The sequence below is a fragment of the Ruegeria sp. BC8 genome (assembly GCF_056535705.1).
In genome coordinates, this window is the sequence record NZ_JBQFIV010000001.1 from 1631007 (window position 1) to 1643842 (window position 12836).

At 60.8% G+C, this 12836-nt stretch carries 12 protein-coding genes and 1 tRNA gene; 7 read left to right on the forward strand and 6 right to left on the reverse strand.

Annotated elements, in window-relative coordinates; translation table 11 throughout:
* Positions 1-79 precede the first annotated feature (79 nt).
* Complete coding sequence (gene lexA, locus ACR3EK_RS08285; protein WP_170363386.1) at positions 80-778, forward strand: transcriptional repressor LexA; 699 nt, start codon at positions 80-82, stop codon at positions 776-778.
* On the opposite strand, the gene ACR3EK_RS08290 is transcribed toward lexA, so the two are convergent.
* The gene (locus ACR3EK_RS08290; protein ID WP_480633124.1) at positions 762-2804 is read right to left on the reverse strand and encodes a ComEC/Rec2 family competence protein; all 2043 of its coding nucleotides are present in this window, start codon (positions 2802-2804) and stop codon (positions 762-764) included. The two genes, lexA and ACR3EK_RS08290, sit on opposite strands and share 17 nt — an antisense overlap.
* 78 nt (positions 2805-2882) lie before the next feature.
* Here ACR3EK_RS08290 and gltX point away from each other — a divergent pair, with 78 nt between their 5' ends.
* Both gltX and gltA read left to right on the forward strand, forming a co-directional pair.
* A complete protein-coding gene (gene gltX, locus ACR3EK_RS08295; protein WP_480633125.1) occupies positions 2883-4289 on the forward strand; it encodes a glutamate--tRNA ligase in 1407 nt (468 codons plus the stop codon).
* A 113-nt stretch (positions 4290-4402) separates the two neighbouring features.
* A complete protein-coding gene (gene gltA, locus ACR3EK_RS08300; protein WP_170338439.1) occupies positions 4403-5698 on the forward strand; it encodes a citrate synthase in 1296 nt (431 codons plus the stop codon).
* Positions 5699-5736: 38 nt separating this feature from the next.
* Here the strand turns inward: gltA and ACR3EK_RS08305 are convergent, their stop codons facing one another.
* Positions 5737-6807, reverse strand: coding sequence for a PA0069 family radical SAM protein (locus ACR3EK_RS08305; RefSeq protein WP_480633126.1), 1071 nt, complete (start codon positions 6805-6807; stop codon positions 5737-5739).
* 277 nt (positions 6808-7084) lie between these two features.
* On the opposite strand from ACR3EK_RS08305, the gene ACR3EK_RS08310 reads away from it, so the two are divergent.
* Both ACR3EK_RS08310 and ACR3EK_RS08315 read left to right on the forward strand, forming a co-directional pair.
* Positions 7085-7783 carry a corrinoid protein gene (locus ACR3EK_RS08310; protein WP_093962188.1) on the forward strand — a complete coding sequence of 233 codons (699 nt, stop codon included), beginning with the start codon at positions 7085-7087 and terminating at the stop codon, positions 7781-7783.
* Between the two features lie 175 nt (positions 7784-7958).
* Positions 7959-8630 (forward strand): DUF1638 domain-containing protein, encoded by a 672-nt coding sequence (locus ACR3EK_RS08315; protein WP_480633127.1) that lies wholly within the window; start codon positions 7959-7961, stop codon positions 8628-8630.
* A 25-nt stretch (positions 8631-8655) separates the two neighbouring features.
* Here ACR3EK_RS08315 and ACR3EK_RS08320 read toward each other — a convergent pair whose 3' ends face one another.
* Positions 8656-9066: a SufE family protein gene (locus tag ACR3EK_RS08320; RefSeq protein WP_480633128.1), complete on the reverse strand. Its 411-nt coding sequence runs from the start codon at positions 9064-9066 to the stop codon at positions 8656-8658.
* A gap of 138 nt (positions 9067-9204) precedes the next feature.
* On the opposite strand from ACR3EK_RS08320, the gene ACR3EK_RS08325 reads away from it, so the two are divergent.
* Positions 9205-9729, forward strand: coding sequence for a hypothetical protein (locus ACR3EK_RS08325; protein ID WP_170338953.1), 525 nt, complete (start codon positions 9205-9207; stop codon positions 9727-9729).
* A gap of 8 nt (positions 9730-9737) precedes the next feature.
* On the opposite strand, the gene rnd is transcribed toward ACR3EK_RS08325, so the two are convergent.
* The 3 genes from rnd to purM form a co-directional block, all read right to left on the reverse strand.
* Entirely contained in the window at positions 9738-10895 is a 1158-nt protein-coding gene (rnd, locus tag ACR3EK_RS08330; RefSeq protein WP_170510983.1) for a ribonuclease D, read from the reverse strand.
* A 113-nt stretch (positions 10896-11008) separates the two neighbouring features.
* A complete protein-coding gene (gene purN / locus ACR3EK_RS08335; protein ID WP_480633129.1) occupies positions 11009-11605 on the reverse strand; it encodes a phosphoribosylglycinamide formyltransferase in 597 nt (198 codons plus the stop codon).
* Entirely contained in the window at positions 11602-12648 is a 1047-nt protein-coding gene (purM, locus tag ACR3EK_RS08340) for a phosphoribosylformylglycinamidine cyclo-ligase (RefSeq protein ID WP_480633130.1), read from the reverse strand. The genes purN and purM overlap by 4 nt, the downstream gene beginning before the upstream one ends.
* 106 nt (positions 12649-12754) lie before the next feature.
* Between purM and ACR3EK_RS08345 the strand changes: the two genes are divergently transcribed.
* Positions 12755-12831: transfer RNA gene (locus tag ACR3EK_RS08345), tRNA-Ile, on the forward strand.
* Positions 12832-12836: the final 5 nt, after the last annotated feature.

A 12836-nucleotide genomic window follows, 5' to 3' on the forward strand; every position in this document is an offset into this window, starting at 1 on the left:
TTCAGCCGGCAAATCCATTGACACAAAACGTGAACATGCGTAGAACAAAAGAAAACGCATGGGCAACGAGGTGTGAGCGATGCTGACCAAGAAGCAATTGGATTTGCTGGAATTCATCCACAAACGCGTTCAGGCGGACGGTGTTCCACCCAGCTTTGACGAAATGAAAACGGCGTTGGACCTGAGATCCAAATCCGGCATCCATCGGTTGATTACTGCACTGGAAGAGCGTGGGTTCATCCGGCGTCTCGCCCACAGGGCGCGCGCGATCGAGATCGTGAAACTGCCCGAGAGTCTTGGAGGCGAGCCGACCGCCGGCTTCACGCCTCGCGTGATCGAAGGTGACAAGCCCAGCGTGCCCCGCCCCGCCAATGTCGATCCTGTGTCGGTGGACGCTCTCGAACTTCCGGTGATGGGCAGAATTGCCGCCGGTGTTCCTATCGAGGCGATCAGCCACATTTCCCATCATGTTGCGGTACCGGGCACGATGGTATCGGGCCGTGGCGAACACTATGCCCTTGAGGTGCGGGGAGACTCCATGATCGACGCCGGTATCAATGACGGGGACGTGGTCGTCATCCGCGAAACGTCTTCGGCAGACAATGGCGACATCGTCGTGGCTTTGGTCGAAGACCAGGAAGCAACCCTCAAAAGGTTCTTCCGGCGCGGCCAGGCGATCGCGCTCGAGGCCGCCAACCCCGCTTACGAAACGCGGGTATTGCCCGAGGACAAGGTCAAGGTTCAAGGGCGTCTGGTCGGACTTATTCGGACTTACTGAAGCCGTCGGGCCGAGCCGGTGACCAAAGGCGCGGCCCCGTCGCATCAGCGCTGCTGAACAACTTTCCTTGGCGGATCGCAAGGCTTCCGGTCTTTCGCAGTCGGTCTGGATCAAAAACGGCGCAGTCACCAGTCAGTTTGATCGGCACGGCAGTGACCACGAGTTCGCCCGGTCGGCAAACGCTGACCTGCTGCGCCGCGCGCTTGCCCGTGATGTGGACCAGCTGGAAATCCTCTAAAGGATAGCGCTGAACAAGATCTGGGGCCGATGGCCACCGGCCCGCAGCCTCCGGCTGGGTTGCTCCGTCTCCATCGTTTTCAAGCCAGACCGAAGCGACGAACCCAGCGCCTTTTTCCTTGCTCAACGCGCGGCCCTGCTCGGTCATCACCCCGACCAAACCACCTGAATCGGCGATCAGCACCTCGGGCCGCTGGCCTTGCCCCCAGAATACTGCGGCGAACGCCATCGGAAAAACTCCGACCCAGCGGCTGCGTCCCTGCCACAAGATGGCCCACAGCGCACCCAAGGAAAACAGCGGCAGGACAAAACCGGGCGAGCTGGCAACGAAGCCCCGTGCACCATCCAGGCCGGACACCCAGTCCGAGACGGCCAGGATCCACGCCAGCCCGATTCCCATCACATGGATCGCCACGGCCTCGAGCCCGAAAGGCGCGAGGATCGCTGCCAGAACTGCCGAGGGAACCACGACGGATCCCATAACCGGCACGGACAGGGTGTTAGCCAGCAAGCCATAGTGCGACACCATGTTGAAATGTGCCGCACCAATTGGGGCCGTCGCCAAACCAGCGACTGCCGAGGAGCACAGAAGCCCACCCGCCGGGCGCAACCACTTGGGTACTCTTGGAACCTCGACGTCGCGAAGGGCACCGAAAACCGCGACCAGTGCTGTCGTGGCGGCAAAGGACATCTGAAAACCGGGGCTGAGCAATGATTCGGGGCGAAGAAACAGCACCAACAGCGCGGCAACCGCGACGGCCCGCAACGATATGGCACGCCGATCGATAAAAACCGCCCCAAACAGAACCGATACCATCACGAAGGCGCGCTCGGTCGCGACATTGCCCCCAGAAAGCAACAGATAGAGCGTTGCAGCGATCAGCGCGCAGACCGCGGCAACCTTGCGAACCGGCCACCGCAATGCCAACGCGGGCAAGGCCGCAAGCAGTACCCGGCAAGTCACAAAGACGAACCCCGTCAACAACCCCATATGCAGGCCTGAGATTGCAAGCAGATGAGCAAGGTTCGACGCACGCAAATTGTCCAAAGCGGCGGCGCTGATGCCGCTGCGATCCCCGGTCGAAACAGACGCGGCAAAGCCGCCGACATCACCTGGCAGCACTTCTCTCACTCTGTCGGAAATGGCCATGCGTACGGCAGCGACACGCACCCCGGCCTCAAAGCGGGCCGGAGCAGCGGTGACCACTGGCGTGCGCGCGTATCCGACCGCGCCCAAGCGCTGAAACCAAGCGTGCCGACGAAAGTCAAAGCCGCCAGGCTCGACGGGTCCTTGCGGCGGTGACAGATGGGCCGTTGTCATAATGCGTTGACCAGGCACAATCGGTACATGGTCGCCATGCAAAGAAAGTCGGATGCGCCGCGGGGTTTGGTCCGGCGGCACGTCCCCGATCCGCACCTGGTCCAGCGTAACCCGCAGCGCATCCGAAGCAGAGCGATCCAACGCCACGACCCTCCCCTCAACCGGGCCGTAATAGCGCCATTTCAAAACCGGCTCTGCAACCATGTGAGCGCGAGCACCCGCCAAGATGAACCCGACGGCGACCAGCGCCCCCCCTATTGCCAACGGAGCCCAGGCAGACGACATCCGGCGGCTGGCCCAAATGGCAAGCAGGACCAACCCGGACAGGCCCGAATAAATCCGCGCATCCGGCTCGAACCGGATTGCGAAATACAGGCCTATGCCAATGGCCAGACAAACCGGAGACCAAGGCAAAAGGTGCCCTCGCTGGTTTAGCAACGCACCTTCGACCCACGCCACAACACGCATGGTTGCCCCCGTCCTTGAGGCTCGTTAGACAGGCTCAACTCTACGCTCAACGCGGTTACGAAAAGGTTAATCACTACAATGTCCGATCAGGTCGTCACCCGATTTGCACCCTCGCCCACCGGCTATCTGCACATTGGCGGAGCCCGTACTGCGCTGTTCAATTGGCTTTACGCCCGCGGTCGTGGCGGAAAGTTCCTGCTGCGGATCGAAGACACGGACCGCGAACGGTCAACGCCCGAAGCGACAGAGGCAATCCTCAAGGGCATGAGCTGGCTCGGGCTCGACCACGACGGAGATGTCATCAGCCAGTTCGAGGGCGCAGCTCGTCACGCCGAAGTCGCGCATCAGCTGCTGGCAGAAGGCAAAGCATACAAGTGCTTTGCGACCCAAGAAGAAATCGCGGCCTTTCGTGAACAGGCCCGGGCTGAAGGCAAGTCGACCCTGTTCCGTAGCCCGTGGCGCGACGCCGACCCCAGCACCCACCCCGACCGCCCCTTCGTTGTGCGGATCAAGGCTCCGCAGGATGGCACAACGATCATCCGCGACAAGGTCCAAGGTGACGTAACCATCCGAAACGATCAGCTGGACGACATGGTCCTCCTGCGTTCGGACGGTACGCCGGTCTATATGCTGGCAGTGGTCGTTGATGACCACGACATGGGTGTGACGCATGTCATTCGTGGCGACGACCACCTGAACAACGCGGCGCGGCAGATGATGATCTATGAAGCCATGGGCTGGAAGGTTCCGGTTTTGGCGCACATCCCGCTGATCCATGGCCCTGACGGCAAGAAACTCAGCAAGCGGCACGGCGCATTGGGCGCGCAGGAGTATCAGGCCATGGGCTATCCTGCCGCCGGTATGCGAAACTATCTGGCGCGCCTGGGCTGGAGCCACGGGGACGACGAGTTCTTTACCGATGAACAGGCCAAGGAATGGTTCGACCTGGACGGAATCGGGAAAAGCCCGGCGCGGTTCGATCTGAAAAAGCTCGAGAACTTGTGCGGACAGCACATCGCCATATCCGATGATGCTGCATTGCGGCAAGAAATCGAAGAATATCTGGACGCCGCTGGACTGCCTGCGCTGACAGAAACACAATCGGGTGATTTGGAACGTGCGATGTATTGCCTCAAGGATCGGGCGCGTACATTTCCGGAACTCCTTGAAAAGGCGCATTTTGCACTGACCTCGCGACCGATCGAGCGCGATGAGAAAGCAGAAAAGGCGCTGAGTTCTGTATCCGACGGTATACTGGATCAATTGACGCCGCAGCTGCAAAATGCTAGCTGGACACGGAACGAACTGGAGGAGACCCTCAATTCGTTTGCCGAGGCAAACGGGTTGAAGTTCGGCAAGCTGGCTGGCCCCCTCAGGGCTGCGTTGGCGGGTCGGGCCGTCACACCTTCGGTTTTTGACATGATGCTCGTGCTGGGTCGGGATGAGACCATTGCACGGATTTCTGATGCAGCGGCACAGTCCTGACTTCACATTCGGGTAACGCTGCTCCGCTACGACCTGACTCGCGCAGTCTTGCGCGATCACCGCCCGTTTTGTCGGTCAGCGAGCCGGCATTCGTTGATTGAGGAAGGGAAAACATGACCGAGAGCAACAAGACAGCGACTCTGACCGTCCACGGAAAAACCTATGAGTTGCCGGTTCATTCGCCAACGGCCGGACCCGACGTAGTCGACATCCGCAAGCTCTACGGTCAGGCCGGCGTGTTCACCTACGACCCGGGCTTCACTTCGACCGCAAGCTGCGACAGCACCATCACCTATATCGACGGTGAAAAGGGCGAATTGCTGCACCGTGGCTATCCGATCGACCAACTGGCCGAGAAATCGCACTTCCTCGAAGTGTGCTTCCTGCTGCTGTACGGGTACCTGCCCAAGGCCGACGAACTGGAAGAGTTCGAAACGACCATCACCCGCCACACCATGATCCACGAGCAGATGCACTATTTCTTCCGTGGCTTCCGCCGCGACGCGCATCCGATGGCTACGATGGTGGGCGTGGTCGGAGCCATGTCGGCTTTCTATCACGACTCGACTGACGTGGGCGACGAGCGCCAGCGCGAAATCGCGACGCACCGCCTGATCGCCAAAATGCCGACAATTGCGGCGATGGCATACAAATACTCGATCGGTCAGCCGTTCATCTACCCGCGCAATGACTTGGACTACGCGTCGAATTTCCTGTACATGTGCTTCGCCGTTCCGGCCGAGGATTACGTCGTCAACCCGATCCTCAGCCGCGCCATGGACCGGATTTTCACCCTGCACGCCGATCACGAGCAGAACGCCTCGACCTCGACCGTGCGTCTGGCTTCGTCGTCGGGCGCGAACCCGTTCGCCTGCATCGCGGCCGGTATCGCCTGCCTCTGGGGCCCGGCGCACGGCGGCGCCAACCAGGCCTGCCTCGAGATGCTGGAAGAGATCGGCAGCGTCGACCGCATCCCCGAGTTCATCGAACGCGCCAAGGACAAGAACGATCCGTTCCGCCTGATGGGCTTTGGTCACCGCGTGTACAAGAACTTTGACCCGCGCGCCAAAGTGATGAAGCAGTCGGCCGATGAGGTTCTGGACTTGCTGGGCATCGAGAACAACCCGAAACTGCAGGTCGCCAAGGCGCTTGAGAAACAAGCACTGGAAGATCCGTATTTCGTCGACAAGAAGCTGTTCCCGAACGTCGATTTCTACTCGGGCATCATTCTCGAGGCGATGGGTTTCCCGACCTCGATGTTCACCCCGATCTTCGCGCTGTCGCGCACCGTTGGCTGGGTCAGCCAGTGGAAAGAAATGATCGCCGATCCTCAGAACAAGATTGGCCGCCCGCGCCAGCTGTACCTGGGCGAAACTCTGCGCGACTACGTCGACATCGAAAACCGCTGAGACAGACAAAAGGCCCCGCCATCGAGCGGGGTCTTTTCTTATTGGAACAGTGACAATTGATCCCCGGCCCGCGCAGGCCGTGCAAAGAGGTCGCAACGCAGTTTGGGAGTTGTGGTCGCCAAGCCAAGTCGCGCAATCGCAGACTTGAACCGCTTGGCGACCATTTCGGCGTAGACCCCCTCGCCGCGCATCCGATGCCCCCACCGCGGGTCGTAGTCCCTGCCCCCGTGCATTTCGCGCAACCGCGCCATGACCTTTTCGGCGCGACCAGGCTCGTGCTCGGACAACCACTCCTGCCACAGTTGAGAGACTTCGCGGGGCAACCGTAGCATGATCCAACTGGCCGCATCCGCGCCTGCGTCGCAGCCCGCCTCCAACAGCGCTTCAAGCTCGTGATCGGTCAGTCCCGGAATGATCGGGGACGTCATGACGCGCACGGGAATCCCGGCCTGGGTCAACTTTCGGATCGTGCGCAGCCGGCGTCTTGGTGCAGGGGCACGCGGTTCCATCCGCCGCGACAGACCATCATCCAACGTAGTCAGCGAGATGCCAACCCTGACCAGCCCAAGGGCGGCCATGGGCGCGAGAATGTCGATATCCCGTTCGATCAAAGCACCCTTGGTCACGATCGCAACCGGGTGGTTGAAATCTCTCAGAACCTCCAGGCATGCCCTTGTGATCGAACGTGTTTTTTCAATCGGCTGATACGGGTCCGTATTTGTACCCAGCGCAATCGGCGCCACCTTGTACCGCGCGGACGAAAGCTCGCGCGCAAGCACATCCGGAGCGTTCGGACGTGCGATCAGACGCGTTTCGAAATCCAACCCGGCAGATAGACCGAGATATGCATGGGTGGGTCGGGCAAAGCAGTAGACGCAACCGTGTTCGCACCCGCGATACGGGTTGATCGACCGGTCAAATGGCAGATCCGGTGACTTGTTGTAGGTGATCAGAGACTTCGCGACCTCGTCCCGAACCGAGGTTCGCAGGGGAGGGAGAGGTTCTGGATCCTCCCAGCCGTCATCGACCGCTTCGTGCGCATACGCCTCGTACCGACCAGCATCGTTCGATACGGCACCTCGCCCGGAAATAGTGTGGCGCAACGGCATATTTGTTCCCTCTTTGTTCACGTAATTCCTAGCATCTGCGGGTTTCCGCGGCAAGTCTGCCATCACAGTTGCCGGCCTTGTCTCAAGCACAGAACCCATGAATACCGCTCAGAAAGATCATGTGAAATTTGGCGTCGAGCGCGGCAAGATTTTCACCTATAGGTCGGTCTCGGAACCGCCGAGGTCGCAATCGTCACAGTCTAACTGCGGCGAAATGGCCAAAACGGGAAAAACAGCCACCAAGGGCGCAAGGCCCGCCAGCTCAGGGAAATGACCCATGTCCGATGAAGAAGACATCGTCCTGTCGGAACTCAACGACGACGAACTCGTCGAACAGATGTTTGATGACCTCTACGATGGTCTGAAGGAAGAGATCGAAGAAGGCGTGAACATCCTGCTGGAACGTGGATGGGCACCTTATGACATTCTGACCAAGGCGCTTGTCGGCGGCATGACTATCGTCGGCCAGGATTTCCGCGACGGCATCCTGTTCGTGCCCGAAGTTCTGCTGGCCGCCAACGCGATGAAGGGCGGCATGGCCATCCTCAAGCCTCTGCTGGCGGAAACGGGCGCTCCGCGCGTTGGCAAGATGGTGATCGGCACCGTCAAGGGCGACATCCACGACATCGGCAAGAACCTCGTCTCGATGATGATGGAAGGCGCCGGTTTCGAGGTTGTCGATATCGGCATCAACAATCCGGTCGAAAACTACCTGGAAGCGCTTGAAACCGAGCAGCCTGATATTCTGGGCATGTCGGCCCTGCTGACGACGACCATGCCGTACATGAAAGTGGTCATCGACACGTTGGTCGAACAGGGCAAGCGTGACGATTACATCGTACTGGTCGGCGGCGCCCCGCTGAACGAAGAGTTCGGCAAGGCGATCGGCGCTGACGCCTATTGCCGGGACGCGGCGGTTGCGGTCGAAACCGCCAAGGAGTTCGTCTCGCGCAAGCACAACCAACTGGCGGGTTGATCCTGCACGCCTTGTTTTGTCAAAGCCGCCTGTACGGGCGGCTTTTTCATTTCCGGGCCGTGGCATCACAGCGAGATCGAAACTCAGGTGCCAAGTGTGTGATCCCAAAGGACGCGAACTTGCATCGGGGGCTATTTCGCAGTCATTTGACATTGGAACCTTGCGGAGGCGACACATGCCGCAGCACGACATACCTGACGACAAACGCCTGACGGAACAGGGGTTTGACGAGATGGACGCACAACAAAGCATCCTGTTGATCGCCTGCGGTGCGTTGGCGCGCGAGATTCTGGACCTGAAGTCACGCAACGGCTGGGACCACCTTGCACTGACGTGCCTGCCCGCCATCCTGCATGTCTATCCCGAACGGATCACTCAGGCCGTCGAGGATGCCGTCGCCAAGCATCGCGACCAGTATGACCGGATTTTTGTCGTCTATGCCGATTGCGGGACCGGCGGACTGTTGGAGCAGGCCTGTAAACGACTGGGTGTCGAAATGGTGCGGGGACCGCACTGTTATTCCTTCTTCGAAGGTAACGACAAATTCGCCGAACGCGACGACGATGAGACTACGGCCTTTTACCTGACCGACTTTCTGGCCAGACAATTTGATGCGTTCGTCTGGAAACCGCTGGGGCTGGATCGGCACCCGGAACTGCGCGACATGTATTTCGGAAATTACACCAAGCTGATCTACCAAGCGCAGACAGATGACCCCGAACTGACCCGTCGGGCACAGGAATGCGCCGATCGGATGGGGCTGGAGTTCGAACGCCGTTTTACCGGATATGGCGATCTCGAGACCGCGCTGAAAGACTGGGCCGACGCACGCCCCAATTCTTCCTGATTGGCCCCCGAATGGCAAAACCGGCTCAGGCGTTTTCGCGCGCTACGTCTCGGATTCGGTCGATCATCGCACGCACACCGTTCGACCGCTGGGCCGACAGATGTTCATTCAACCCCAATCGGGCAAGCTCGGCCGCGGCGTCGACCTTCTCCACTTCGGCAACGGGCAAACCGTTGTAAAGCGAGCGCAATACAGCGATCAGACCGCGCACGATCAGCGCGTCGCTGTCGCCGTCAAACCGAAAAACACCATATTCGATCACCGGATGAAGCCAGACCTGACTGGCGCAGCCATGGACTTTGGTTGCCGGCACCTTCAAGGCGTCATCCAGCGGCTCCATCGCCTTGCCCTGCTCGATCACGTGGCGGTACCGGTCTTCCCAGTCCTCAAGGAACTCGAAATCCTCGACAATCTCCTCAAAGGCAGGCGTGGCCATGAACGTGGGTCCTCTGGTTGCGGTTCTGGTTCTGACCTAAGTCGCCCGATGTCCGGTGTCCACCCCCATGGGCGGCTTTTCAAACGACCGAAAGTAGGCTAACCCAGTGCGGGTAATACCTTGCAAAGCTTTGGGTCCATGCAAAAAACTGTTTCCGTCCTTCTTGTCGCCCTGTTGACCCTGTCCGCCTGCAGCAGCTGGCGCGATTCCCGGGCAAACCCGTCGAACTGGTTCGGGAACAGCACGCCTGCCCCGGTCGAGACATCGGCCAGCGACGCAGATGCGTTGGTGCCGAAGCAAAGCTCGGGCCGGGGACTGTTCGCGCGCCCTGAACCCGAAGATACCAGCGTACCGATCACCACCATCACCGAGCTGCGGATCGAGCCGAACGCCTCGGGTGCCATCGTTGTCGCGCAAGGCACCGCCTTCCGCCAGGGCGCCTATGACGCAAAGCTCACCTTCGTCGAATCCGAGGAAAACCGGAAGAACGGCGTTATGGAGTTCGTTTTCCGCGTGAACTACCCGACCTATGCCACTGCGCAGGGCCCCGAACGTACGCGTGAAGTGACCGATGCGGTCAATGTCAGCCGTCAGGACCTTGAAGGCATTCGTTTGATCCGCGTAGTCGGTCAGCAGAACGCCCTGGAATCGCGTCGGCGCTGAATTCGATCTTACAGGGGGACAACCTGAACAGTTTGTCCCTTCGCTGCCAAGGCAATCTCGCCTCTGCAGAGTTTGAGCGCGTCCTCGCCAAAAACCTCGAACCGCCAGCCGGACATCGCAGCAACGTCACGGTCCCCAGCCGCGATCTGATCCAGCTCCGAGCTGGTCGCGATGAGCTTGGCCGCGACCCCTGCGGTTTCCGTCTTTGACTTCAGCAATACCCGCAGCAGGTCAGCCAGCGCGGGGTTCACCTTGATCTTGTCCCGGCTGTTGTCCACCCGTGGGAGATCCTCAGGCGGGCAATTCACACCGGCCTGAACGGCGGCCAGAATACCGTCGGCGATGGCACCTTTGCGCGCTTCGCGCAGCAGCAAACGCGAGCTGCCCAGATCAGCATGCGTGCGTGGTTTGGTCGACGCCAGCTCGACCAGCGCATCATCCTTGAATACACGGCTGCGTGGCACGTTGTTCTGCTGGGCATATTCCTCACGGAACCGGGCAAGCTCCCGCACCACCGCAAGGAACTTGGCCGAGTTGGTTCGGGTCTTGACCCGCCGCCATGCCTCTTCGGGGCGGATGTCATAGGTTGCCGGATCGGTCAGAACGCGCAACTCCTCCGCTACCCAATGGCTGCGCTTGGATTTTTCCAGCTCTGCGGCCAGATGTTCATAGATTTTGCGCAAATGCGTTACGTCCGCCAGCGCATAGGTCTGCTGGGCCTCGCTCAGCGGGCGCCGCGACCAATCAGTAAACCGCGAGGTCTTGTCCAGACCCTGTTTGCAGATTTTGCGAACCAGCGTTTCATAGCCAACCTGTTCCCCGAAACCACAAACCATTGCAGCGACCTGCGTGTCGAATAGCGGCTTGGGGAAAATACCGGCCTCCACCCAGAAAATCTCAAGGTCCTGGCGGGCAGCATGGAACACTTTGACGACGTTTTCGTTCTGGAACAATTCGTAAAGCGGCTCAAGCGACAAGCCGTCTGCCAGCGGATCGACCAATACCGCGCTGTCCTCGTCTTCAGAGGGCACGGCCAACTGGACCAGACATAGCTTGGAGTAGTAGGTCCGCTCGCGCAGGAATTCGGTGTCGACGGTCACATAGGGGTGTTGGGCGGCAGCCTTGCAGAAGTCAGCCAACTCTCGCGTGGTTTTGAGGGTCTTCATGCGCTTGCTATTCTTGCTCTTGCTCTGGTCATTGCCCGTTGGTTTCTTCTGCCCCGAGCGCTTGGCCAGACCATAGGCCGAATTGGCCGCTCATGTAAATCTCTGGCGCAAGATCAGGGGAGTAACACCGGTGCGCGATCGCCACGGGCAAAGCGCTCCAGAACCGCCGGATACAGCTTGTGTTCCCAGGCCAGCACCTTCCGTGCAAGCGAATCCGGGGTGTCGCCGGGTTCGACCGGAACCCGGGCCTGCCCCAGGATCGGACCATCATCCAGCGCCGCGGTGACCTCGTGGACGGTGCAGCCGTGTTCGGCATCCCCGGCGGCGATGGCGCGGGCGTGGGTGTTGAGCCCTTTGTACTTGGGCAGCAGCGAGGGGTGGATATTCAGCATCCGCCCCTGAAACCGGGACACGAAATCGCCCGTCAGCACGCGCATGAACCCCGCCAGGCAGACGATGTCTGGCTGCGTCTCGAGCAGCGGCTTGCACAACTCGGCCTCAAACGCGGCGCGGTCACCGCCGAACGGCCGGTGATCGACCACGGCTGTGGCAATCCCGCGATCCGCCGCCTTGGCCAAGCCGCCAGCATCTGCATTGTTCGACAGAACCAGACAGGGGCGCGCCGGGTGGTCGCCTGTCATGCTGTCGACCAGCGACACCATGTTCGACCCGCCCCCGGAAATCAGGATGGCGACGCGCTTGTGGCTCACAGCAGCTTGCCTGCGTAGCTGACGCCCGCCCCTTCGGTGACCGATCCGATGCGCGCGACGCTCTCGCCGGCATCCGTCAGCAGGGCGGCCAGGTCATCTGCGCGGTCGGCGGCACAGACGACGATCATGCCGATCCCGCAGTTGAAGGTCTTGAGCATTTCCGCCTCGGCGATGCCCCCGGTTTCCGCCAGCCAACGGAACACCGGCGGCAGATCCCAGGCGTTCAGGTCGATTTGCGCACCCAGGTCGTCGGGCAGCACGCGCGGCAGGTTCTCGGTCAGCCCGCCGCCGGTGATATGAGCCAGCGCGTGCACGCCACCGGCCCGGATCGCGGCCAAGGCGGGTTTGACATAGAGCCGCGTGGGCGTCAGCAGCGCCTCTCCCAAAGGCCCGTCGCAGAAGGGCGAGTCCGCGTCCCATCCCAGGCCCGAGATCTGAACCAGTTTACGCACCAGCGAGTAGCCGTTGGAATGCACCCCGTCCGAGGCCAGCCCCAGCAGAACATCCCCGGCCTGCACACCGGCGGGCAGATCGCTGCCGCGCTCCATCGCGCCGACAGCAAAGCCTGCCAGGTCGAAATCGCCATCGGGGTACATCCCCGGCATCTCGGCGGTTTCACCCCCGATCAAGGCACAGCCCGAGCGGACGCAGCCCTCGGCGATGCCTTCGATGATCCGCGCGGCGGTGTCGGTGTCCAGCTTGCCCGTGGCGAAGTAATCTAGAAAGAACAACGGCTCGGCCCCCTGGCAGATCAGGTCGTTCACGCACATGGCCACCAGGTCGATCCCCACACCATCCACCACGCCCGTGTCGATCGCAATCCGCAGCTTGGTACCCACGCCATCGGTTGCCCCCACCAGGATCGGGTCGGAATACCCTGCCCCTTTCAGGTCGAACAGCGCGCCGAACCCGCCAAGGCCGCTCATGACGCCGGGGCGGTTCGTCCGCTTGGCGGCGGGCTTGATCCGGTCGACCAGCGCGTTGCCCGCATCGATATCCACGCCCGCATCTGCATAGGTGATGCCGTTCTTGCCCGCTGTCATGGCCGTTCCCTCATGAATGCTTTCAGCGCGGGTTAGTCGATTGTGCGCCGCGTTGCAACGGTCAGGCTTGACGCGGCCGTTCTGCATGGTACCCAAGCGCTCAGGCGGGCCTGTAGCTCAATTGGTTAGAGCAGAGCGCTCATAACGCTTTGGTTGGGGGTTCGAGTCCCTCCGGGCCTACCAAATAC

What these genes read in the sequence shown, in the direction of transcription:
- lexA (WP_170363386.1), top strand. Translation starts at nt 80, where the DNA reads ATGCTGACCAAGAAGCAATTGGATTTGCTGGAATTCATCCACAAACGC.
- ACR3EK_RS08290 (WP_480633124.1), bottom strand. Translation starts at nt 2,804, where the DNA reads ATGCGTGTTGTGGCGTGGGTCGAAGGTGCGTTGCTAAACCAGCGAGGG.
- gltX (WP_480633125.1), top strand. Translation starts at nt 2,883, where the DNA reads ATGTCCGATCAGGTCGTCACCCGATTTGCACCCTCGCCCACCGGCTAT.
- gltA (WP_170338439.1), top strand. Translation starts at nt 4,403, where the DNA reads ATGACCGAGAGCAACAAGACAGCGACTCTGACCGTCCACGGAAAAACC.
- ACR3EK_RS08305 (WP_480633126.1), bottom strand. Translation starts at nt 6,807, where the DNA reads ATGCCGTTGCGCCACACTATTTCCGGGCGAGGTGCCGTATCGAACGAT.
- ACR3EK_RS08310 (WP_093962188.1), top strand. Translation starts at nt 7,085, where the DNA reads ATGTCCGATGAAGAAGACATCGTCCTGTCGGAACTCAACGACGACGAA.
- ACR3EK_RS08315 (WP_480633127.1), top strand. Translation starts at nt 7,959, where the DNA reads ATGCCGCAGCACGACATACCTGACGACAAACGCCTGACGGAACAGGGG.
- ACR3EK_RS08320 (WP_480633128.1), bottom strand. Translation starts at nt 9,066, where the DNA reads ATGGCCACGCCTGCCTTTGAGGAGATTGTCGAGGATTTCGAGTTCCTT.
- ACR3EK_RS08325 (WP_170338953.1), top strand. Translation starts at nt 9,205, where the DNA reads ATGCAAAAAACTGTTTCCGTCCTTCTTGTCGCCCTGTTGACCCTGTCC.
- rnd (WP_170510983.1), bottom strand. Translation starts at nt 10,895, where the DNA reads ATGAAGACCCTCAAAACCACGCGAGAGTTGGCTGACTTCTGCAAGGCT.
- purM (WP_480633130.1), bottom strand. Translation starts at nt 12,648, where the DNA reads ATGACAGCGGGCAAGAACGGCATCACCTATGCAGATGCGGGCGTGGAT.